This is a genomic window from Allobosea massiliensis, assembly GCF_042655245.1.
Taxonomy (GTDB): domain Bacteria; phylum Pseudomonadota; class Alphaproteobacteria; order Rhizobiales; family Beijerinckiaceae; genus Allobosea; species Allobosea massiliensis.
The window spans coordinates 29,214-50,403 of sequence record NZ_JBHSLU010000068.1; the positions used below are offsets into that span (position 1 = coordinate 29,214).

The following is a 21,190-nucleotide window of genomic DNA, read 5'->3' on the forward strand; positions in this document are numbered from 1 at the left end:
TCGCTCAGCGCGAGAACTTCACCGGCACGGAAAGCGAGATGCTGCCCCCGCCCAGTCCCTCGGGCGGCGCGGGCACGGGGCTCGCCCGGCGAATCATCGCCACCGCCTCCTCGTCCAGCAACGCATCGCCCGACGCGCCGACCAGACGCGCCGAGAGCACGCGCCCGGCCCGGTCGATGCTGAAGGCGACCTGGACGGTGCCTGGATTCGCGCCACCCGGAAACCGCTTGAAGCGGTTGAGATGCGCGACGAGCGTGCCGCGCCAGTTCGCCCGCGAGGCGGCCGAGGCGGTCGCAGCGCCTTCGGCCGGTGCGGCGGCGGTCGGCGCGACCGGCGCCAGCGCGCGCGGCTGTGCGGTGGTGCGCTCCGCCGGCGGTTTCTCGGGGTTGATTGGCTTGCGACGCTCCACGACCTTCTTCGGAGGCGGCTTGCGTTCGGCGGTCTTCGGTCGGGCGGGAGGCGGTGGCGGCGGAGGCGGCGCCAGCACGGCTGCGGCATCGGGCAGCGGCGGCAGTTCCGGGATCTTGATCTCGGGCTCCGGTTGGACCACCGGCTCCGGCGGCGGCTCGACCGGCGGCGGTTCGACGACCGGCTCGGGCGGCGGGGGCTGCGGTTCGGGCTGAGCCTCGACCATCTCCGGGCCGGGCGCGACATCTTGCGCCGGGGCTTCGGGCGCGACCGGCAGTGGCGCGAGTTCGATCATCACCGCGGCCGGCGGCGCGCCCATGGCGGCTTCGGCCCGCTGCCATGTCACCAGCATCCAGCCGGCGACGCCATGCGCGCCGACGACGACGGCGATCGCCAGCGACCAGCGCAGCAGCGATGGCCCCAGCCGCGCGGCGAAGCCGGAGGAGCGGCCGGTCAGCATCCCCTGCCCGCTCATGGCTTCGGGCCTCCCGCAGCCGCGGCCTGCCCGGTATCCTCAAGCCCGACGAGGCCGATCTTGAGGTAGCCGGCCTGCCGCAACAGGTTCATCACCTCCATCAGCTCGCGATAGGCCACGCCGCCATCGGCGCGCAGGAAGATGCGCTGCTCGCGGTCGCCGCCGGTCCGCTGGTCTAGCGTCGGGCCCAGGCCCTCGCGTGCGATCCCGTCATTGCCGAGCGCGAGGCTGAGATCGCCCTTCACCGTCAGGAAGATCGGCGTCTCGGGCCGCGGCTGAGGCTGCGCGTTCGAAACCGGCAGGTCGACCGCGACATCGACCGTCGAGAGCGGCGCCGCGACCATGAAGATGATCAGCAGCACCAGGATGACGTCGATGAACGGCGTCACGTTGATGTCGCTGACCTCGCCGAGATCGCCGTCCTGCGCGTCCTTCAGGGAAACGCCCATGACTCACTCCGCCGGAACGCGCGCGAGGGCCGGTGCCGGCTGGTGCGCCCCGGCCATCGCATGCAGGGCGGCGCGGCCGGCGGCGGAGGCCTGCCGGCGGTGCCGCTCCAGATCGCGCGAGAGGTGCTGCAGGATCTCGCCCGACGCATCCGACAGCGTCGCGCGATAACCCATGATGGCGCGTGCGAAGACGTTGTAGATTATCACGGCCGGGATCGCCGCGACGAGCCCGATCGCCGTCGCCAGCAGCGCCTCGGCGATGCCGGGCGCGACCACGGCAAGATTGGTCGTCTTCGCCTGGCTAATGCCGATGAACGAGTTCATGATGCCCCAGACGGTGCCGAACAGGCCGACGAAGGGCGCCGTCGAGCCGATCGTGGCGAGCAGGCCGGTGCCGCGCGCCATCGCCCGCCCGGCCCGGGCCTCGATGCGCGACAGCGCGATGGCGACTCGCTCTTTGATCCCTTCCTCGCCGAGATCAGCCGAGCGCTGCGTCTCCTCGAGCGCGGCGCCCAGGAGGGTGGCGACCGGACCGCGCAGGCGACCCTTACGACCCGCCCCGCCCTCGGCCGCCTCGGCGAGGCTGTCCGCGTCCTCGAGTCGGCGCAGCGCCCGCCGCGCCGCCGCCTTGGCGGAGGCGAGTTCGAGCGCCTTGGCGAGCCAGATCGTCCAGGTCACCACCGAGGCGAAGGCCAACCCGACCATCACCGCCTTCACGACGATGTCCGCCGCCATGAACATGCCCCAGGGCGAGAGGTCATGTGGCAGGGCCGGAGCGACGGCCGTCGCGGGAGCCGGAGCCGGCACGGCCTGGATCTCCGTAGGAGGCAGAGGCTGGACGACCGGTGCGGCCGGATGCGCCGCGCTTGGCGGCGCGATGCCGAAGACTGGCGGTGCCGGCGGCAGTGCCGTGGTGGGCGCAACAGCCGGGGCCGGCGCGCCGGGTGCCGTCTGCGCTGCAAGCGGAAGGGCGACGCAGACCGCAGCCACCAGAACAAGTGCGATCAGTTGCGGAAGCGCGCGCCGGCCGGCGAGTGCCTGGCGCAGAGACTGGGAGGACGACACCGCCTTCTCCTTGGAATAATTCAAAAAAACGTTTGCATTCAATGAGATGCGCGTGGCGCTACGCCTCCCTCATGCGCTTGCGCATGTCAAGGCGAGCCAGGGCGGGAGGGGGCATGGCAAGGAAAAACGGCAAGGGTCGGTGGTCCCGGGACACCGGGCCGGCTTCGGCGCGAGCAAGTGCGCAGCGGTCGCTGCGGCCGATCGCCGCCGGGCGCCTAGTCGAGCAGTTCGCGGATGCGCACCGCCAGTTCCATCGCGCTGTAGGGCTTCTTCAGCCAGCTCGCCTCGGCGGCGAGTTCGCGCACGGCGACACTGGGCTCGGCGAAGCCCGAGGTCATGATGATCTTGAGACCGGGCCGGAGCTTGCGCGCCTCGCGGGCCAGTTCGTCGCCCGACATGCCGCCCGGCATGACGATGTCGGTGAACAGCAGCGCCACCTCCGGATGCGCGCCGAGGACGGCGAGCGCCTCGGCGGCCGTCTCGGCCTGGAGCACGCGATAGGTCATGTCCTCGAGCCGTGCGACGGCGACGCGGCGGACGCGGGCGTCGTCCTCGACGACGAGGATCGTCTCGCTGCCGCCGGGCAGCCCCGAGGGCGGCAGATGGCCATCCGCAGATACCGGCTCGGCCTGGGGCGCCACCATGCTGGCCGCCGGCAGGAACAACCGCACGCTCGTGCCCTGCCCCACCTCGCTGTAGATCTGGACATGGCCGCCCGACTGCTTGGTGAAGCCGTAGACCATGCTCAGCCCCAGCCCCGTCCCGGCCCCGACGCCCTTGGTGGTGAAGAAGGGCTCGAAAGCACGTTGGCGCACCTCGGCCGGCATGCCCGCGCCGGTATCTGTCACCGAAATCAGCACATAGCTGCCGGTGCGAACCTCGGGATACATGCTGGCGTAATCGGCATCGAGCTTCGCGGCGGAAACTTCGACCGTCAGCCGCCCGCCGCGAGGCATGGCGTCGCGCGCATTTAGCGCGAGATTGAGCAGCGCGTTCTGCAGCTGCGACGCGTCTACAAGGGCCGCGCCCGGCGCGCCCGAGACGATGGTGCGCAGCTCGATCGTCTCGCCGAGCGCCCGGCGCAGCAGGTCCGAGAAGCGCGAGACGAGTTGGCCGACATCGGCGAGCTTGGCGTTGAGCGGCTGCTTGCGGCCGAAGGCGAGCAGCTGGGCCGTGAGCTTGGCCCCGTCCTCGGCCGCACCTTGCGCTTCGCGCAGCAGGGCCCGCGCCCGGTCGTCGGTCAGCCGCCGCTCGATCATTTCGAGATTGCCGCTGACGACCGTCAGGAGGTTGTTGAAGTCATGCGCGATGCCGCCGGTGAGCTGGCCGACCGCTTCCATCTTGTGGGCCTGGCGCAGTTCCTCCTCGATGCGGTGGCGGCTGGTCAGGTCGCGGATGAAGCCGGTGAAGATGCGCCGGCCGGCGGCACGGGCCTCGCCGATGGCCAGCTCCATCGGAAAATGCGTGCCGTCCTTCTTCTGCCCCGTGACGACACGACCATAGCCGATGATGCGGCGTTCGCCTGTCTCGAGATAGCGCTCCATGTAGCCGTCATGGGAGCCGCGGTCGGGTTCGGGCATCAGCATCTTGACGTTGTGCCCGATCACCTCACCCGTCTTGAAGCCGAAGAGACGCTCCGCCGCCGCGCTGAAGGAGGTGATCGTCCCGCTCTCGTCGATCACGACCATGGCTTCCGGCACGGTGTCGAGGATCGAGCGCAGATGCGCCTCGCGTGCGACTAGATGCGCCTGCATGGTGCGCAGATCGCTGACATCGACATTGGTCTCGACGATGGCGGGCTCGGAGCCCGCCTCAGCGCCCGCGACCACCCAGCGGCTCGCGACGGAAACGGGCGTGCCATCCTTGCGTCGCTGCGTCAGTTCACCGGTCCAGACGCCCTCCTGCTTCAAATGGGCGACAATGTCGGCGAAGGGCTCGGGAAAGGCCGTCTCGAGCAGGTCATGGGCGACGCGGCCCAGCGCCTCGTCGCGGCTCCAGCCATAGAGGGCCTCGGAGCCGCTGGTCCAGCGCGTGACGACACCGTCGAATCCGTGGACGATGAGGTTGGCGCTGTCGAGGACATGGGCGATTTCGTCCAGCGTGGACGGGCTGGTGACGGTCGCCGGCATGCGCTCCCTCGATGGTCTCGTCAGTTCGGCCAGACCGCCTGCTGGATGCTGCGGCCGCCAAGGGCGTCTTTATCCCCGGCATCGGCCTCGCCCGCAAGCATCGCGAGCTTGCCGAGCTTGCGCACCACCATCGCATGCCGGCTGCTGGGCGCGATGACGCCGCAATTGGTCAGGCGCGTCATCGTCCGCGACACCGTCTCGATCGTCAGCCCGAGATAGTCGGCCATGTCGAGGCGCGTCATCGGGATCTCGATCACCGGCTGGCGCTCGTCGCCGCCGAGGCGGCGCGCGATCAGCAGCAGGAAGCTGGCGACGCGCTCCTCGGCGCTCTTGCGGGCGAGCAGCACCATCTGGTCCTGGGCCGCCGCCATCTCGTCGCAGAGGCAGGCAAAGAGCTGCGGCCGCAGCTCCGGCGAACGGTTAATCTCCTCCTGGAAGCGGCCATGCTCGTAGCGGCGCAGCTTCGTCCGGGTGATCGCCTCGGCGGTATAGAGATACTGGTCCTTCAGCGAGACGCCGAGCAGGTCGCCGGGATAGAGGAAGCCGGTGATGACGCGGCGGCCGTCGCTGAGGATGCGGAAGATGCGCAGCGCGCCCTCCACCACCTCGAAGACATGGCGGGCCTCGTCGCCCTCCCAGAACACGGCCGTGCCGGGCTCGAAGGTTTCGACCGGCTGGCCGCCGAAGAGGCTGTTCAGGCTAACCGGCTGGCTCGGGACCGTCGCGAATCGCCTGACAGCTCCGTGCGGCTGTGACATGGTGGCTTGCGAGAGCATCGGCGCGTCATCCTCTTGTGATCGACGAGCCGAATTGAAACGATCCCGGTAACGCCGGAACGCCGCGACGGTGACGCTTCGTGCGAAGATGTGACGGTTTGTAACAGCCGCGATCGTGGGAGAACCGACCTGCCTGCCATGCCCGAGTTGCCCGGCCGTAGCGAACAGATCCTGGTGGTGGATGACGATGTCCGCATCAGGCAGATGCTGACCACCTATTTCGAGGACGAAGGCTACCGTGTGACGGCTGTCGCAGACGGCGCCGCTATGCGCGAGGCGCTGCAGCGCCAGTCGGTGGACATCATCCTGCTCGATCTCGTCCTGCCCGGCGGCGAGGACGGGCTGATGCTAGCGCGCGAGGTCCGCGCCCGCTCTGACACGCCGATCATCATGCTCACCGGCCGCGACGACGTGGTCGACCGCATCGTCGGCCTCGAGGTCGGCGCCGACGACTACATCGCCAAGCCCTTCCACCTGCGCGAGGTCCTGGCCCGGCTGCGCACCGTGCTGCGCCGGCGCCAGCCTGCCGCCCCGGCCAGGGCCGAGCCGGATGATGCGATCCACTTCGACGGCTGGCGGCTCGATCTCGCGCGCCGCCAACTCGTCACCGCCGAGGGCACCGAGATCGTGCTGACCACCGGCGAGTTCGACATGCTGGCTGCCCTCGCCCGCGCACCCGGGCGCGTGCTCTCGCGCGATGTGCTGATGGACCTGACCCATGGCCGCAGCCTGGAGGCCTTCGACCGCACCATCGACGCCCAGATCGCGCGGCTGCGCAAGAAGATCGAGCCCGATCCCAGCCGGCCGACCTTGATCAAGTCGGTCCGCGGCGTCGGCTATGTCTTCACGGGCAAGCCCTGAGCCACGGGCCAGGGCGGTTCCGCCATCGGCGACGGATCGAGGATCAGCGCGACGCCGCCGCCGATCCGCCGCGGCACCTCCATCCGTGTGAAGGAGCGCGCCGCGGCGCCGGTGCGGATGCGCACGGCGGCGCAGTCGAGCCGGCCCGCCAGCGCACAGAGATCCTCCACCATCGCCGAGGTGACGCCCGGCTCGTCGGCCGCGCTCGCGACGACGAAGACGGGCACGTCGAGAATCGCGCCATGGACGGCATGGCGAGCCTGCCGGCACAGGCACAGGCCCTTGACGTGACCGCGCGGATTCGTGGCCACGCGCAGGTCCCGCCGCGCCCCGGCCACACCGCCGGGGGTATCGCAATAGGCCCGCCAGCTCTCGATGTCGGGCGGCGGGCTCACCGCCTCCACCAGCAGATAGGCGGCATCGACCTGCTCGGGCTTCATCCCGGCGATGGTATAGGCTGCCTGCATGGCGAGGTTCCTTTCCCCGCTGTCGCCGTTGGCCGGATTCATGCCGCCGCGCGCTCGTCTCCCGGCGCCGCGCCCGCGATCGGCAGCGAGAGATCGAGCACGATCCGCCCCTCGATCTCGCCACGCCGCAGCCGGTCGAAGGCCGCGTTGATGTCGCTCAGCGGCACGGTCGCGATCTTCGCACGCACCTTGCCCTCGGCGGCGAAGGCGATGGCCTCGTCGAGATCGCGGCGGGTGCCGACGATCGAGCCGCGCAGCGTGATCCGCTTCAGCACGACGTCGAAGATCGGCGTCGGGAACTCGCCCGGCGGCAGCCCGACCAGCGCGACCGTGCCCTTGCGCCGGACCATCCGCACCGACTGGGCGAAGGCCGGCGGCGAGACGGCCGTGACGAGGACGCCATGGGCGCCGCCGCCCGTCGCCGCCAGAACCTCCTCGACGGCGGTAGCCGAACGCGCATCGATCGCGACATCGGCACCGGTCTGACGGGCGAGATCGAGCTTCTCCGCCGCGATGTCGAGCGCGACGACCTTGAGCCCCATCGCCTTGGCGTACTGGATCGCGACCTGCCCGAGCCCGCCGATCCCCGAGATCGCGACCCATTCGCCGGGCCGCGCCTCGGTTTCCTTCAGGCCCTTATAGGTGGTGACACCGGCGCAGAGGATCGGCGCCATCGCCGCGAAATCAACTCCGGCCGGCAGCCGTGCCGCGAAGGCCGCCGAGGCGATGGCATATTCGGCGAAGCCGCCATTGCAGCTGTAGCCGGTGTTGTGCTGGTGCTCGCAGAGCGTCTCCCAGCCCGTCTCGCAGTATTCGCAGCGCAGACAGGAATCGTGCAGCCAGGCGATGCCGACCGCATCGCCCAGCTTGAAATCGGTGACGCCCGGCCCGAGCGCCGCGACCGTCCCGGCGACCTCGTGGCCGGGAATGAAAGGCGGCACCGGCTTCACCGGCCAGTCGCCCTCGGCGGCGTGGAGATCGGTATGGCAGACGCCGCAGGCGCGAACCTTGACCAGGAGCTCGCCCGGCCCCGGGACCGGGATCGGCAGATCCATGATCTCGAGCGGCCGGCCGAGCGCCCGCACCACCGCAGCCTTCATCGTCGTCGCCATGGCACGCTCCCTCTTTGAGCCGCCATTCTAGGGCGCCCGCGGGCGACAGCCTTGACGGAGATCAAGCCGCACCGGGCCGGGCGGCGGCATCGACGATTTCGCAGGCGCGGCGGCAGACCGTCTCGGCATCCGCCTCGGCGGAGACACGGGTCCAGTCCCTGACGGCTTCGGCCTGTGCGAGCTGGGTGCGCACCACCGCCGCCGTGGCGTCGGACGGATCGCCGCGGCGCGCTTCGACACGCGCCATAAGGGTCTGGGGCTGCGCTTCCAGCCAGATGCCTTGAAAGGGCACCTGCGCGGTCTGGGCGGCTTGCGCAATGCGCTCCCGATCCGGCGCGCGATCGAACACCGCCTCGACGACAACACCGTGCCCGCCCTTCAGGATCGCCGCCGCCCGACTGGCCTGCTCGGCATAGACCGCCTCGGACACGGCCGACCGGTAGGCGTCTGGCGGCAGCCGCGCCTCGGCCACCACGCCGAAGCGCCGCTTGCGGATGCGGTCGCTCGCGAGCACCCGCGCGCCGGGCGGTGGCCCGACGCGGTCGGCCAGGGCGGCGGCGACCGTCGATTTGCCGGAGCCCGACAGCCCGCCGACCGCCACGAGGCGGATGACGGGCGGCGCGAGGCATCGGCCGGCCAGAGCGAGATAGGCCCGCGCCTCGGCGATGACCGTCGCATCGGCCCCGGCCTGGACGGCGAGCACATGCGCCCGGACGGACGCCCTCACCGCCATGAAGAAGGGCAGCAGCGAAAGGCCGCCCTCATCGCCCGTTTCGTCGAGATAGCGGTTCATCAGCCGGTTCGCGAGGCTGGCCAGGCCGCGATGCCAGAGATCCATCAGGACGAAGGCGAGATCATAGAGGACGTCGGTGGTCGCCAGATCCTCATCGAATTCGAGCGCGTCGAACAGGGTCGGCTGGCCATCGAGCAGGCAGATGTTGCGCAGATGCAGATCGCCATGGCAGCGGCGGATGCGCCCCTCCCGCCCCCGCCGGTCGAGAAGCCTGCGGTGGCGCACCAGCGCGGCCTCGCAGGCGGCGTTCAGCGCCACGACATCGTCCGCCGGCAGCCGGTCGGTCAGGGCGAATCCCTTGGCGTTGATCGCCAGCACGGCCGCCATCGTCTCGGCTCCGCCGCGCCGCTCATCGATGTGGGCACCGGCATGGAAGGCGGCGATCCGCTGCGCGAGCGTCGTGATCAGGGCCGGCGTCAGCCGCCCCTCGGTGGCTATGCGGTCGAACAGGGCGTCGTCGCCGAAGCGACCCATCTCGACCACCGCCTCGACCAGCACGCCCGCGCCGTCCAGTGCGAGTTCGCCATCGGCCTCGCGTGTCACCCGCCGCACCCGGCGATAGAGCGCGGGCGCCGTGCGGCGGTTGAGCCACAGCTCGCGCTCGCAGGCAGCGAGGCGTTTCTCCGACGTCGAGAAGTCGAGATAGGGCAACCTCACCGGCCGCTTCAGCTTGAACGCGGTCTTGCCCGCCAGCAGGATGACGGAGATATGGGTCGTCACGATGCGGGCGTCCTGTCGCCTCGTGCCGGCCGCCTCGGCCAGCAGGGCGAGGATCGGTTCAAGCCCGCAGCCTGTCATCGCCGTCTCCCGCTTCCCCTCCATCGTCGCCGGCCCGCCCTCGCATCGCGTTGCGCTGGATCAAGAGCAAGCGGGAGAACGTTGGCCGGTTCGACCGCTGGGCCCGCCTGCGCTAGACCATCGGCGGGGCCGACGTTGCCTTCATGCCCCGCCCGAGCCTGCCAAGCGAGAGAGACCCGCATCATGACGAAAGAATTTGCCGGCAAACATGTCGTGGTGATGGGCGGCAGCCGCGGTATCGGCCGCTCCATCGCCCTCGGTTTCGCCGCCGGCGGCGCCGCCGTCTCGATCTGCGCCCGCACGCCGGGGCCGCTCGAGGCGACACGGCGCGAGATCGAGGCGCACGGCGTCACCGCCCATGCCGCCGCGCTCGACCTCGCCCAGGCCGAGGCGATCCAGGCCTATGTGCCCCAGGCCGTCGCAGCGCTGGGCGGGCTCGACATTCTCGTCAACAACGCCTCGGGATTCGGCCATTCCGATGACGAGGCGGGCTGGGAGGCCTCGCTCGGCATCGACATGATGGCGGTGGTCCGCGGCAGCCATGCCGCCATCCCGCATCTGAAGCCCGGCTCCTCGATCGTGAACATCTCCTCGATCTCGGGCCTGCGCGCCAGCGCCCGATCGGCGCCCTATGGCGCCGTCAAGGCGGCGGTGATGCACTACACCGCCAGCCAGGCGAAGATGCTGGCACGGCAGGGCATCCGGGTGAACTGCGTCGCGCCGGGCTCGATCGAGTTCCCCGGCGGCACCTGGGAGGAGCGCAGGACCTCCAACCCGGACCTCTACAACAGCACGCTCGCGACCATCCCTTTCGGCCGGATGGGCCGGCCCGAGGAGATCGCGCAGGTCGTGCTCTTCCTCGCCTCCGACAAGGCGAGCTGGGTGACCGGGCAGAGCATCGTCGTCGATGGCGGCCAGCTCGTCGGCCCCTGAGACGCCGCGGAGCGCCCCTCCCCTTAGCCGTGGCCGTGGCCGGCGCTGCCGGCGACCGCCACGGGCGGCACGCGCGGCTCCCCCCGGAGCCGGGTTTCCAGCTTCTGGAGCACGACGAAGACCGAGGGCACGACCACCACGGTCAGCAGCGTCGAGCCGATCATGCCGGTCAGCGTGGCGAAGCCGATCGATTTCTGGGCGTTGGCGCCGGCCCCGCTCGCCAGCACCAGCGGCACCAGCCCGAGGATGAAGGCGAGCGAGGTCATCACGATCGGCCGCAGCCGCAGCCGCGCCGCCTCGATCGCCGCCTCCGCCAGCGGCATCGCCTGCTTCAGATGCAGGTCGCGGGCGAAGCCGACGATCAGGATCGCGTTCTTGGCCGAGAGCGCGATCAGCAGCACGAGCCCGATCTGCGTATAGAGATTGCTGGAGAGCCCGAGCGCCAGCATCGCGCCCGCCGTCCCCAGAAGCGCCAGCGGCACCGAGAGGATGATGCCGAGCGGCGCGATCCAGCTCTCATACTGGCCGGCGAGCACGAGATAGACCAGCAGCAGACTGAGCGCGTAGACGACGAAGACCTGCCCCGCCAGTTCCCGCTCCTGATAGGACAGGGCCGACCACTCGTAGCCGGTGCCGGGCGGCAGAATCTGGCGCGCGATCTCGGCCAGGATGTCGAGCCCCTCGCCCGAGCTGACGTCGCGGTTGGGCGCGCCGATCAGCGTCGCCGCCGGGTAGAGGTTGTGGAAGCTGATCAGGGACGGACCGATACCGGGACGGATGTCGGCGATGGCGCCGAGCGGCACCATCTCCCCGCTCTTGGCCCGCAGCTTCAGCGTCCGCAGCCCCTCGGCCTCCATCCGCGCCTCGGCCTGCGCCTGGACGAAGACCTGGAAGACGCGGCCGCCCTTGCTGAACTGCCCGACATAGGCCGAGCCGACATAGGCGCCGAGTGCATCGGTGGCGGCGCCGAAGGAGATGCCCAGGGCCTCGGCCTTGGTGCGGTCGATCGCCAGTTCCACCTGCGGCGCCTGGGCGCTGAAGGTGTTGCGCGCCGCCTGGAAGCGGTTCTGCGCGCGGGCGCGCTCGGCGATCGCGTCGGCGAGGCGCTGGAGCTTGGCGTAGTCGAAGCTGCCGTCGCGCAGCTCGACCTTCATGGTGAAGCCCGAGGCGTTGCCGATGCCCTGGATCGGCGGCGGCGGCAGCACCAGCGCCGCGCCGTCCTCGAGATCGGCCATCGCCCGGTTGAGCGCACCATAGAGGCCAAGCAGGTCCTCGCCCTTCCGGCGCAGTTTCCAGTCGGTCAGCATCACATAGGCGACGCCGGCATTGGCGAGGCTGGCATTGTCGTTGAGGGCCGAGAGGCCGGCGATGGCGATGACCTTGTCCACGCCCGGCACGGCGCGCGCCCGTTTGGTGACCTCGTCGAGGGCGGCCGTCGTGCGCGACAGCGAGGCCCCGTCCGGCAGTTGCACCGAGACCAGCATGTAGCCCTGGTCCTCGACCGGCAGGAAGGAGGTCGGGATGCGGCTCAGCGCATAGACGGACGCTCCGACGAGCAGCAGCGTCACCGTGAAAACCATCCCGCTGCGCGCCACGAGCCGGCGCACCAGCCGCACATAGGCGCGCTCGCAGGCGCCATAGCCGCGCTCGAACATCCGGTAGATCCAGGCGCGCTGCGCGACGGGCCTGGGCGCCCGCAGCCAGAGCGCGCATTGCGCGGGCTTCAGCGTGACCGCGTTGACGGCGCTGATCAGCGCAGTGGCGGCGATCACCAGGGCGAATTGCTGGTAGATCTCGCCGCTCAGCCCCGGCAGGAAGGCGGCCGGCAGGAACACCGCCATCAAAACGAGGGTGATGCCCATGATCGGGCCGATCAGCTCCTCCATCGCCCGCACCGTCGCGTCATGCGGGCTCAGGCCCCGCTCCATGTGATGGGCGGCGCCCTCGACCACGACGATGGCGTCGTCGACGACGATCCCGATGGCGAGCACGACCGCCAGCAGCGTCGAGATGTTGACGGTGAAGCCGAGCGCCGCCATCGCCGCGAAGGCGCCGATGATCGTCACCGGCACGGTCGTGGCCGGGACCAGCGTCGCGCGCCAGTCCTGCAGGAAGATCAGGATCACCAGCAACACCAGCACCGCCGCCTCGACCAGCGTCTTGTAGACCGCGCCCAGCGAGGCCTCGACGAAGCGGGTTGTGTCGAAGGGCACGCTCCAGCCCATCCCTTCCGGAAAGCGCGCCGAGAGCGCGGTCATCCGCGTCTGCACGAGCTTCGCCACCTCGAGCGCGTTCGCCTCCGGCAGCTGGAAGATGGCGAGCCCGGCCGAGGGCTGGCCGTTCAGCCGGAAATCCTGGCCATAGGCCTGGGCGCCGAGCTCGACGCGGGCGACGTCGCGCAGGCGGGTGATGCGGTTGCCGTCGGCCCGCACGATGATCGCCTCGAAGGCCTCGACCTCGTCGAGCCGGCCGGGCGTCAGCAGCGTCGTCTGGAAGGCCTGGTCGCCGGCGGTCGGCGCCATGCCGAGCTGACCGGAGGCGACCGAGCGATTCTGCTGGTTGACGGCATTGACGATGTCGGAGGGCAGCAGCCCGCGCAGCTGCATCTTCTGCGGATCGAGCCAGATCCGCATGGCATATTGCCCGGCGCCGAAGACGTTGACGGCGCCGACACCCGGCAGCCGCGCGATCTCGTCGAGCAGGTTCAGCGTCGCGAAATTCGACAGGAACAGGCTGTCATGGCCCGCGCGATCGGAGGTGAGCGCGACGATCTGGAGGATCGCGGTCGAGCGCTTGTTGGTCTGCACCCCTTGCGTCTGGACGACGGAGGGCAGCTGCGGCAGCGCCGCGGCGACGCGGTTTTGCACCAGGATCTGCGCCTTGTCGGCATCGGTGCCGATCGCGAAAGTCACCGTCAGCGTGTAGAGCCCGTCGCTGGTGCTGGTCGAGGACATGTAGATCATGCCTTCGACGCCATTGACTTTCTGCTCGATCGGCAGCGCGACCTCGCGCGCGATCACCGCGGCACTGGCGCCGGGATAGCGCGCCGTGACCTGCACCGTCGGCGGCACGACATTGGGATATTGCGCGACCGGCAGCCGCAGCAGCGCCACCAGCCCGAGGATGACGGTGAGCACCGCGATGACATTGGCCAGGACCGGCCGCTCGATAAAGAATTTCGCCATCAGCGCGCCGCCTTCGCGACATCGGTGACGGGACGCACCCGGCTGCCGGGAATGGCGTTCTGCATCAGGCCGACGACGACGCGGTCGCCCGCCGACAGCCCGGAGCGGATGACGCGCAGGCCGCCCTCACTGGCCTCGCCGATCTCGACCGCGCGCTGCTCGACGCGCTCCTGCCCGTTGACGACCAGCACATAACGCCCGGTCTGGCTGGCGCCGAGCGCCGCCTCCGGCACCAGCAGGGATGGCACGTCCTTCTGCAGCGGCAGCCGCACGCGGACATAGAGCCCCGGCAGCAGCACGCCCTTCGGATTCGGCACGGAGGCCCGCACCGCCAGCGTGCCGCTGCCCATGTCGAGTTCCGGCGCGACATAATCGAGCTGGCCGGCATGCGGATAGCCGGCATCGGTGTCGAGCCCGATCTCGACCGGAACGCTGCCGAGCCCGGCCAGCGTCAGGCCGCGCTGGCGCATCGCCTCGCGGATCCGCAGCACGGTCTGCTCGTCGAGCGAGAAGCGTACCTTGATCGGATCGCTCTGGACGATTGAGGCCAGCAGCGTCGGCCCGCCGACGCCGACCAGCGCCCCCTGATCGACGAGATGGGCGGAGACGGTGCCGTCGAACGGCGCCTTGACCTCGGTATAGGCCAGGTTGAGCTGCGCCTGTGCCACCTGGGCGGCGGCCTGCTCGCGGGCCGCGGCGGTCGAATCGCGCCGGCTCTGGGCGTTGTCGAGCGCGGCTTCCGAGGCGGCCTGGCGCAGCGCGAGCTGCTTCTGGCGGGCAAGATCGGCCTCGGCCTGGACCAGCAGCGCCTTCTGCTGGGCCTCGGCTGCCTCGGCGAGTTGAAGGCTGAGCCGGTAATTGTCGGGCTCGATCACGAAGAGCACGTCGCCCTGCTTCACGGAAGCGCCGTCGCGGTAGCGGATTTCGCTCAGCGTGCCCGAAACCCGCGCCACAAGATCGACCCGCTTCGCCGCGGCGGTCTGGCCCGTCAGCTCCAGATAGCGCGTCACCGGCCGCGCGACCGGCGCGGCGACGCGGACCTCGGCGGGTGGTGGTGCCGAGGCCGCCGGCTTCTCGTTGCAGCCGGCGAGCAGGGCGGCGAGGGACAGCAGCGCCGGCATCGCGAGCCGCGGCCCGATCGGCGAAGGGACGGTCATCGCGAAGCTCCCAAAGGTGGGCCGGGAATGAGGGCGTCGCCGAGCAGCGTCACGGAGCGGCCCAGCGTCTCGAAGCGCTCGTTCAGGGTCGAGCCGCCAGCCTTGGTCGCGCCGGCCCCGCCGGCGATCGCTCGCCCGATCGCGGCGATGGTGGTGCCGTCGCCGAAGGCCTTGTTGTGGTTGCGGCCGATCCCGCCCGCGACCTCGGAGAGGTCGTGCGCCTCGATCCCCAGCGCGCGGAACTGGCCGAGATCGGTGTTGGCGCCGGCCCGGATCTTGCCGCCGAACAGCCGCCGCGACAGGTCGAGCGCATAATCGTCGCGCGAGGCGTAGAGCACAATGCGGGCGGCGAGCGGCCGCAGCCGTGCGATCTGCGTGCGGAACACGTCCATGTCGATGTCGGGCGCGGCCATCACGATGGTGCCGAGCCGCCCCAGCGTCTTCGCGTCGCCCGCGATCGCGAGCTGCCGCAGCGTCTCCATCGTCAGCCAGTTGCCCATCGAATGGGCGAAGATGTCGATCCCCTCGATGCCGGGATCGCGCGCCAGCCGCGCTAGCAGATCGGCCATCACGTCCCGGCTGAAATTGGCGGAATCCTTGTCGTAGCCGTAGTCGCGGATCTCTCCCCGCGAAGGCCAGCTGAACAGGATCGGCAGGCCGGGATAGTGCGTGTCGTCGACGATCTGGGCGAGGCGCACGACCGCCTCGTCGAACTGCGTGTTGTAGCCATGGGTGAAGACCAGCGCCCGGCGCCGCGTCTTCAACTCGCTGCGGGCGAGACCGGCAAACGCCGCAGCGTCGAGTTCGCGCGCGGCGACGAGCGCGATGTGCTTGTCGGGGTCGGGGCTATCGGCATCGGTCGGAACCGATCCGGCCGCCCGCCCCTTCGGCAGCGACAGGGTGAGGCTGGCATAGCGGGCCGTGTCGCCGCGCTCGCCCGAGAAGAGATGGCCGCTCGCCCCGTCGGCCCTGTCCCGCGTCGTCACCGCCAGGACGGTGCGGGTCTTGGCCTCGGCCGGCGGCTTCGCCACCGGCACCAGCAGCCCGCGGCCCGGGCCGGCGCAGCCCCCTGCCGCCAGCGCCACGAGCGCGATTCCCGTCACAGCCAACTGGCCTAGCTTGCATCGCATCGGCATCCCCCCGCCGCCGTCGATCCCCGCCGGCGCCGCTCAGCCGCCCCGCGCCTCGACGACCTTGCGGCAGTCGTTCGAGAGCTTCGCTTTGTTGTCCTTCAGGCAGGCGTTCATTGGCTGCGGCTGGCCAATGAAGGAGGCGCAGAGCTTCTGCGCATCCGAACGGCAGGCCATCTGTTCCGCACGGGTCGGCGCCGACTGGGCACCCGCGAGGCCGGTGCCCGCGAGCAGCAGCGCGCAGGCGAGCAAGGTCGATGTCTTCATGGAAAAGGCCCTCTCGGCTGGGAAGGTGACCCGGCGATCGGCGATCCTCGGGCCTGTTCAGCATGGCCCGGCGCCCCCGCGTCGCCCATGCCATGTTCATGGGTGTCCCAAGGGCGGGATATCAGCCGGCAGCGGCCGGGCTCGGCGCCGTCGCCGCGGCCGGAGCAGCGGCGCTCGACAGGTCGTCCGTCGCGATCGCGACCTCGCGCAGCAGCCCCGCCACGGCGAGTTCGTCGATCGTCTCCTCGATCAGGCGGCGGATGAGGGGCCGGGCGCGCTCCGCCGCCGCGGCGCCGATGCTGAAGGTGAAGACGAGCGAGCCGCGCGCGTCCTGTTCCGGCTCCTCACCCGGCCCGGGCGCGTTAAGCTTGACGGCGATGTCGCCGACGATCGCCTGCCGGATCGCCGGCTCGCTGCGCAGCGCCGCCGCGGCCTGGCGGGTGAACAGGACGATGCCGTCTCGGTCCGGCGTCCGGTCGAGCGCGACGCTGACGCTCATCCGCATCAGCTTGCGGCTGTGATTGGTGACGGCGCCGAGTTCGCCGAGCGGGATCGTGTGCAGCCGCCCATCCTCCTCGCGCAGCCTCACGCTGCGCAGGTTGATCTGCTCGACCGTGCCCCGCCGCGAGCCGACCTCGACGGATTCGCCGATGCGGAAGACGTCGTCGACGATGTGGAAGACGCCGGAAACGACGTCCTTCACCAGCGCCTGCGAGCCGAAGCTGATCGCCAGACCGACGATGCCGGCGCCGGCCATCAGCGGCGTGATGTCGACGCCGAGCGCCGACAGCGCCACCAGCGAGAACACGACGCAGATCAGCGTGATCGTGGTGGCGCGCAGGATCGGCAGCACGGTCGACAGCCGCGCCAGGCGCGCGTCGCGCTCTTGCAGCGTCCCCTCGCCTTCCCCAGGCATCAGCGCGGCTTCCGTCCAGACATGGACGATCGCCGCGCCGGTCGCGCCCAGCACGAAGAGAAGCGAGGCGAAGCTCAGGCGGTAGCCGAACAGCCGCCCACTCTCCGCCGGCAGCCAGCCGAAGGCGCCGACGATCCAGAATTCGAGCCCGATGCGCAGGATCGTGACCAGGGCGATGCTGTCGATCAGCACGCGCAGCACGAAGAGCCGCCGCATCTCGGCCGGCTGGCGCGAATCGCGGATGCTCACCGCGATCGCCCGGTCGAGCGAGAGGGCCACCAGGAGCACGACCATCGTGCCGACCGCGCCGTGAAAGAGCGCGAAGCCACCGTCGACCCAGCCCCAGAGCCAGAAGGCGAAGGCCAGCAGGCTGAGGGTGATCGCGACGAAGCGCGGCGCGGCGCCGGTGCCATGGCGCCCGAGCGAGGCAAAGAGCTGCACCGCCCCGGCCGTCAGCAGGGCAGCGACGAGGCAGGAGATGAGCTTGGCGGACTCTGTGCTCAGGCCCGCGCGCTGGGCCGCCGCCAGCAGGACGATGTGCAGATGCGCCAGCGCGAAGAGCACGGCGAAGCGGCGCACCGCCTTGCGCGCTCCGGCATCGTCCACCCGCGCCAGGCGGAAGCGACGGAGTTGGGGCTGGAACAGGATGAGCAGCAGCGTCAGCCCCATCAGCCAGCGCACCAGCGCGATCACCATGTCGCGCGGCAGCAGCTCGCTGCCGGGCAGGATGCCGAGCCCGCGCACAAGGAGCACCCGCCCCGTGATCGCCGCCGCCAGCAGCGCCAGCACCTCCAGCCCGGCAAGCCCGGCCATGCCGGCGAGGGCACTGCGCGCGGCCCCGGCCCGGCGGCGCGGGCCGGCGAGCATCAGGCGGGTCCCGAGATAGGCGAGGACGACCGCCGCGCAGACGGCCAGCGTCTGCGCCAAGGCGAGCGGCGCATCCGGCAGGGCGCGCGCCACCACCCCGCCCACCTCGCCGGGCAGCCGCGGCGCCGTCGTCAATGCCGAGACGAACTCGCGGTCGGCCAGTTCGACGAGTCGGCGCAGCGCGTCCAGAGGCCCTATGCCGCTGCCTTCCCCCTGAACCGGGGCCGCGATCGCCTGAGCCGCTGCTTCTCCCGACATGCGCCCTCCCCCGCGCGGCCGCGGGGCTTTTCGCCCCTGCGCCGCCACGCTCGACCAGAGCCCCTCGGCGGCGCCCCGGCCACCCCATCTTCATGGGATGTCGCCGGCAGGGGCAACCGGCCAGATTGGGATGTGTCGCGATGCCTGGCCGGTCGGTCAGGACGCGGACGCGAGGATGGCGGAGGACACAACCCATGGGTCGCATTCAAGGAATCACGCGCGCCGCGCTCGGTCTGGCGGCACTCTCCGCGCTGGCCGCGCTGGAGCCGGCGCCGGCGCAGGCGGCGGTCGTCTACTGCAAGACGGTCGGCGTGCCCAAGGGCTGCGTGGCCCGCCCGGGCGCCCCGGTCGTTGTCGGTGCCCCGGCAGCTCGGGCAGCGGTGGCGACGCCCTATCGCGGCGTTGGGGCCGGCGCGCGCGGCGTCGGCGTGCGGCCCGGCACGCCCGCCAACCGCGGCGGCCCGGTCAACCGCGTCGGGCGCCGCTGAAACGGCTCAGCCGCCCGTTTCCAGATCGGCGAAGCGGGCCGGCAGGTCGAGCGTCACGCGCGTCCCCTCCGGACCCGAGACGATCTCCAGCAGCGCGCCGCAGCGTTCGGCGCGCCGCTTCATGTTGGCGAGGCCGCGCCCGGGCGGACCGGCATCGCCCCCGCCCAATCCGGCGAAGCCACGGCCGTCATCGGCCACGGTGATGCGGCCATGCTCGCCCGCTTCGCCCATCAGTGTCTCGATGCTGACGCGGATCGTGCCGGCCCCCGCATGCTTCACGGCATTTGTGACCGCCTCGTCGAGCAGGCGCAGGACTTGGATGACGTGGCCCGGCCGCAATTCCGGATGAACGGGCAATCCCTGTGGAGTCAGCACCGTCCAGTCGAGCGCGATCCGGTGGGCGCTGAGCTGCGACGCGATCCGCTCCCGCCACGCTCCGAGCGCCAGCATGAGATCGCCGCCGATGTCGTCCATCGCGTCGATCACCAGCCGCAGATCCCGCAATGCCGCCCGGGCCGCCTCGCCGATCGGCGCACCGCCGCTGCGCTGGCGCTCGCTCAGGGCGACGATGCTGACGAGCTGGCCGCCGAGACCGTCATGCAGGTCGCGCATCAGCCGGGTGCGCTCGTTCGAGAGCGCCATCGCCCGGGCCCGCTCCTCCTCGCGGGCCAGCGTCGCGCGCAGCTTGTCCTCGGCTTCGCGGACGAGTCCGACCATGCGCGAGGCGAAGCCGTCGACCTGATTCAGGGCGCGGGCAAAGCGCCAGGTGAGGCCGATGCCGATGGCGATCACCATGGCCGAGTAGGAGATGCGCGAGAAGAAGATCCGCCGGTCCGACGCGACATCGAGAATCGAGAAGATGTCAAAGGCCCAGAAGAACAGGACCACCGTCACCGCGCTCCCGAGCAGGAGGGTGATCATGTCGCGCCGCCGCAGGAAAACGAGTGCGATGATCACCGCCGTCGACACGAGACAGAACATGACGGTGAACGGCCCAAGCAGGAGATAGAGTCTGCGAACCGGCACGGGACCAGCCAACAGGCCCACGACGGTGATGATCAGCCCCGGTAGGAACAGCAGTGCTGCGGCCCGCGGCAGCTTGAGCCCCAGGAAAAGAACGAAGAACACCACAGCGAAGGCGCTCTCGAGCGGTGCCGATGCGATCAGCACGGCATTGAGCCCGCCATAAAGCGATTGGCCGCTCGGCGCGGAAATGAAGGTCTGAGTCACGCCGAGCGCCATCGAGGCGGCGAGCGCTCCATATTCGGGCTCGTGCCGCCGCATCAGCCACATCATGCCGAGGATGACGGCCAGGATGCTCTGCCAGGCTGCCAGAACCACGGGCAGCGTCTCGAAGAGCAGCACCCGCCGCTCATAGGCCGGCCGCAGCGCTGCGTCCGGGCCGACATAGACCCGGTCGAGGAAACCGGTCAGCGGCCCCCAGACGAGGAGGCGAACCGTCAGCTCATTGGGGCCGGGTCGCAGCAACACGGAGGGGACGACCGCGATCGCCGGCGTGCTGCGGTCCGGCCGGTTGGCCGAGGGCGTGCGGCGGCTGTCGAGGATCTCGACGCCGTTGACGGCGACCACGACCCCGTTGGTGAAGCGGGGCAGCATCACCGCCCAGGCCTCTCTCGCCGGGGCCGCGGGAGGTCCCCCGAAGCTCAGCCGGAACAGCGGCGGATCGTCCATGGTGTAGCGGGTGTCGAGGTGATGCGGCAGCGTCACGGCCCGGCCGGCCGGCTCCAGCCGCGCCTGCGACAGGCCGTAGCGTTCCGGTGGCTCGGGCGCCGGCAGCGTGGCGAGCAGGAGGCAGAGCCCGACGATCAGCGCCTGCAGCGCCAGATAGCCTGTCAGCCAGAGCGCGATCCGCGGCGCGCCCATCGGCGCCGCCGGCGCCTCGGGCGCCTCCCGGCCGGTCGCCGCCTCGGTCACAGCCGGATCAGACCCTGCTGCAACGCCTCGAACACCGCCTCGCCGCGGGTGTTGACCTCGAGCTTGCGGTAGATGTTCTTGATGTGCCCGGGCACCGTCTGGCGCGACAGGCCGAGATGGCCGGCGATGTCGGCATAGCTGAAGCCCTTGGCGATGCCCCAGAGGATGTCGATCTCGCGCGGCGTCAGCCTGGCCGTGTTGAGGGCATTGGGCGCGGGCGCGGCGGAAGGCTGCGTCTGGGTGCGGCGCACGATGAAGCGCGCGATCGAGGCCGAGATCGGCGAATGGCCCGCGACGAGGTCGCGCACCGTCGCCGCGATGTCGGTCGGAACGGCGTCCTTGAGCAGATAGCCGGTCGCGCCCTGGCGGATCGCCGCGATGACGCTCTCCTCGTCGCCGAGAATCGAGATCACCATGATCTCGGTGTCGGGGTGGCGCTGTCGCGTCTCGCGGATCAGCTCGAGGCCGTGCCCATCGGGAAGTTGCAGATCGGTGAGCAGCACGCGCGGCGCGCACTCCGCCAGGCTCGCCCGCGCCTCGCCAAGAGTCGCGGCGGCGGTGACGGCGAACTCCTGCCCGGCGCCGAGCGCGTCCTGCAGGCGCCAGCGCGTCGGCGCGTCGTCCTCGACCAGCAGCACCGAGATCATGCGCCGGCTCGCTCCCCTCGCCGGGCGGTCCGCCGACGCCCCCTGCGAAGCAGCCCCCGTCCGGTTACTCTAGC

At 70.8% G+C, this 21,190-nt stretch carries 18 protein-coding genes; 3 read left to right on the forward strand and 15 right to left on the reverse strand.

The window, feature by feature from the left end:
- Positions 1 to 4: 4 nt before the first annotated feature.
- The 5 genes from ACFPN9_RS20640 to ACFPN9_RS20660 form a co-directional block, all read right to left on the reverse strand.
- Positions 5 to 883: an energy transducer TonB family protein gene (locus ACFPN9_RS20640; RefSeq protein ID WP_245282346.1), complete on the reverse strand. Its 879-nt coding sequence runs from the start codon at positions 881 to 883 to the stop codon at positions 5 to 7.
- The gene (gene exbD, locus ACFPN9_RS20645) at positions 880 to 1,332 is read right to left on the reverse strand and encodes a TonB system transport protein ExbD (RefSeq protein ID WP_066722301.1); all 453 of its coding nucleotides are present in this window, start codon (positions 1,330 to 1,332) and stop codon (positions 880 to 882) included. Before exbD ends, ACFPN9_RS20640 begins: the two co-directional genes overlap by 4 nt.
- A gap of 3 nt (positions 1,333 to 1,335) precedes the next feature.
- Positions 1,336 to 2,397: a tonB-system energizer ExbB gene (gene exbB / locus ACFPN9_RS20650; protein ID WP_082737635.1), complete on the reverse strand. Its 1,062-nt coding sequence runs from the start codon at positions 2,395 to 2,397 to the stop codon at positions 1,336 to 1,338.
- A gap of 215 nt (positions 2,398 to 2,612) precedes the next feature.
- The gene (locus ACFPN9_RS20655) at positions 2,613 to 4,526 is read right to left on the reverse strand and encodes a hybrid sensor histidine kinase/response regulator (RefSeq protein WP_066722303.1); all 1,914 of its coding nucleotides are present in this window, start codon (positions 4,524 to 4,526) and stop codon (positions 2,613 to 2,615) included.
- Positions 4,527 to 4,546: 20 nt separating this feature from the next.
- A complete protein-coding gene (locus tag ACFPN9_RS20660; protein ID WP_082737633.1) occupies positions 4,547 to 5,302 on the reverse strand; it encodes a helix-turn-helix domain-containing protein in 756 nt (251 codons plus the stop codon).
- A gap of 138 nt (positions 5,303 to 5,440) precedes the next feature.
- Between ACFPN9_RS20660 and ACFPN9_RS20665 the strand changes: the two genes are divergently transcribed.
- Complete coding sequence (locus ACFPN9_RS20665) at positions 5,441 to 6,163, forward strand: response regulator (RefSeq protein ID WP_066722304.1); 723 nt, start codon at positions 5,441 to 5,443, stop codon at positions 6,161 to 6,163.
- Here the strand turns inward: ACFPN9_RS20665 and ACFPN9_RS20670 are convergent.
- From ACFPN9_RS20670 to ACFPN9_RS20680, 3 genes are all read right to left on the reverse strand, one after another.
- Positions 6,139 to 6,630, reverse strand: coding sequence for a hypothetical protein (locus ACFPN9_RS20670; RefSeq protein WP_156446582.1), 492 nt, complete (start codon positions 6,628 to 6,630; stop codon positions 6,139 to 6,141). The two genes, ACFPN9_RS20665 and ACFPN9_RS20670, sit on opposite strands and share 25 nt — an antisense overlap.
- Positions 6,631 to 6,668: 38 nt before the next feature.
- The gene (gene adhP / locus ACFPN9_RS20675; RefSeq protein ID WP_066722308.1) at positions 6,669 to 7,742 is read right to left on the reverse strand and encodes an alcohol dehydrogenase AdhP; all 1,074 of its coding nucleotides are present in this window, start codon (positions 7,740 to 7,742) and stop codon (positions 6,669 to 6,671) included.
- Positions 7,743 to 7,803: 61 nt separating this feature from the next.
- Positions 7,804 to 9,333: a bifunctional aminoglycoside phosphotransferase/ATP-binding protein gene (locus ACFPN9_RS20680; protein WP_066722363.1), complete on the reverse strand. Its 1,530-nt coding sequence runs from the start codon at positions 9,331 to 9,333 to the stop codon at positions 7,804 to 7,806.
- A gap of 183 nt (positions 9,334 to 9,516) precedes the next feature.
- Here ACFPN9_RS20680 and ACFPN9_RS20685 point away from each other — a divergent pair, with 183 nt between their 5' ends.
- Entirely contained in the window at positions 9,517 to 10,266 is a 750-nt protein-coding gene (locus tag ACFPN9_RS20685) for an SDR family NAD(P)-dependent oxidoreductase (RefSeq protein ID WP_066722310.1), read from the forward strand.
- 23 nt (positions 10,267 to 10,289) lie between these two features.
- Here ACFPN9_RS20685 and ACFPN9_RS20690 read toward each other — a convergent pair whose 3' ends face one another.
- The 5 genes from ACFPN9_RS20690 to ACFPN9_RS20710 all read right to left on the reverse strand — a co-directional run bounded on the left by ACFPN9_RS20690 (position 10,290) and on the right by ACFPN9_RS20710 (position 18,046).
- A complete protein-coding gene (locus ACFPN9_RS20690; RefSeq protein WP_066722311.1) occupies positions 10,290 to 13,454 on the reverse strand; it encodes an efflux RND transporter permease subunit in 3,165 nt (1,054 codons plus the stop codon).
- Positions 13,451 to 14,608: an efflux RND transporter periplasmic adaptor subunit gene (locus ACFPN9_RS20695; protein ID WP_066722312.1), complete on the reverse strand. Its 1,158-nt coding sequence runs from the start codon at positions 14,606 to 14,608 to the stop codon at positions 13,451 to 13,453. Before ACFPN9_RS20695 ends, ACFPN9_RS20690 begins: the two co-directional genes overlap by 4 nt.
- Positions 14,605 to 15,711, reverse strand: coding sequence for an alpha/beta hydrolase (locus ACFPN9_RS20700; protein WP_066722313.1), 1,107 nt, complete (start codon positions 15,709 to 15,711; stop codon positions 14,605 to 14,607). The genes ACFPN9_RS20695 and ACFPN9_RS20700 overlap by 4 nt, the downstream gene beginning before the upstream one ends.
- A 66-nt stretch (positions 15,712 to 15,777) precedes the next feature.
- Positions 15,778 to 16,005 (reverse strand): hypothetical protein, encoded by a 228-nt coding sequence (locus tag ACFPN9_RS20705; protein ID WP_066722315.1) that lies wholly within the window; start codon positions 16,003 to 16,005, stop codon positions 15,778 to 15,780.
- A 121-nt stretch (positions 16,006 to 16,126) separates the two neighbouring features.
- The gene (locus tag ACFPN9_RS20710) at positions 16,127 to 18,046 is read right to left on the reverse strand and encodes a mechanosensitive ion channel family protein (protein ID WP_066722317.1); all 1,920 of its coding nucleotides are present in this window, start codon (positions 18,044 to 18,046) and stop codon (positions 16,127 to 16,129) included.
- A 194-nt stretch (positions 18,047 to 18,240) separates the two neighbouring features.
- Here ACFPN9_RS20710 and ACFPN9_RS20715 point away from each other — a divergent pair, with 194 nt between their 5' ends.
- Complete coding sequence (locus ACFPN9_RS20715; protein WP_066722319.1) at positions 18,241 to 18,534, forward strand: hypothetical protein; 294 nt, start codon at positions 18,241 to 18,243, stop codon at positions 18,532 to 18,534.
- A 6-nt stretch (positions 18,535 to 18,540) separates the two neighbouring features.
- On the opposite strand, the gene ACFPN9_RS20720 is transcribed toward ACFPN9_RS20715, so the two are convergent.
- Both ACFPN9_RS20720 and ACFPN9_RS20725 read right to left on the reverse strand, forming a co-directional pair.
- Positions 18,541 to 20,469 (reverse strand): sensor histidine kinase, encoded by a 1,929-nt coding sequence (locus tag ACFPN9_RS20720; RefSeq protein ID WP_377817542.1) that lies wholly within the window; start codon positions 20,467 to 20,469, stop codon positions 18,541 to 18,543.
- Entirely contained in the window at positions 20,466 to 21,116 is a 651-nt protein-coding gene (locus tag ACFPN9_RS20725) for a response regulator (protein ID WP_066722325.1), read from the reverse strand. Before ACFPN9_RS20725 ends, ACFPN9_RS20720 begins: the two co-directional genes overlap by 4 nt.
- Between the last annotated feature and the right edge of the window lie 74 nt (positions 21,117 to 21,190).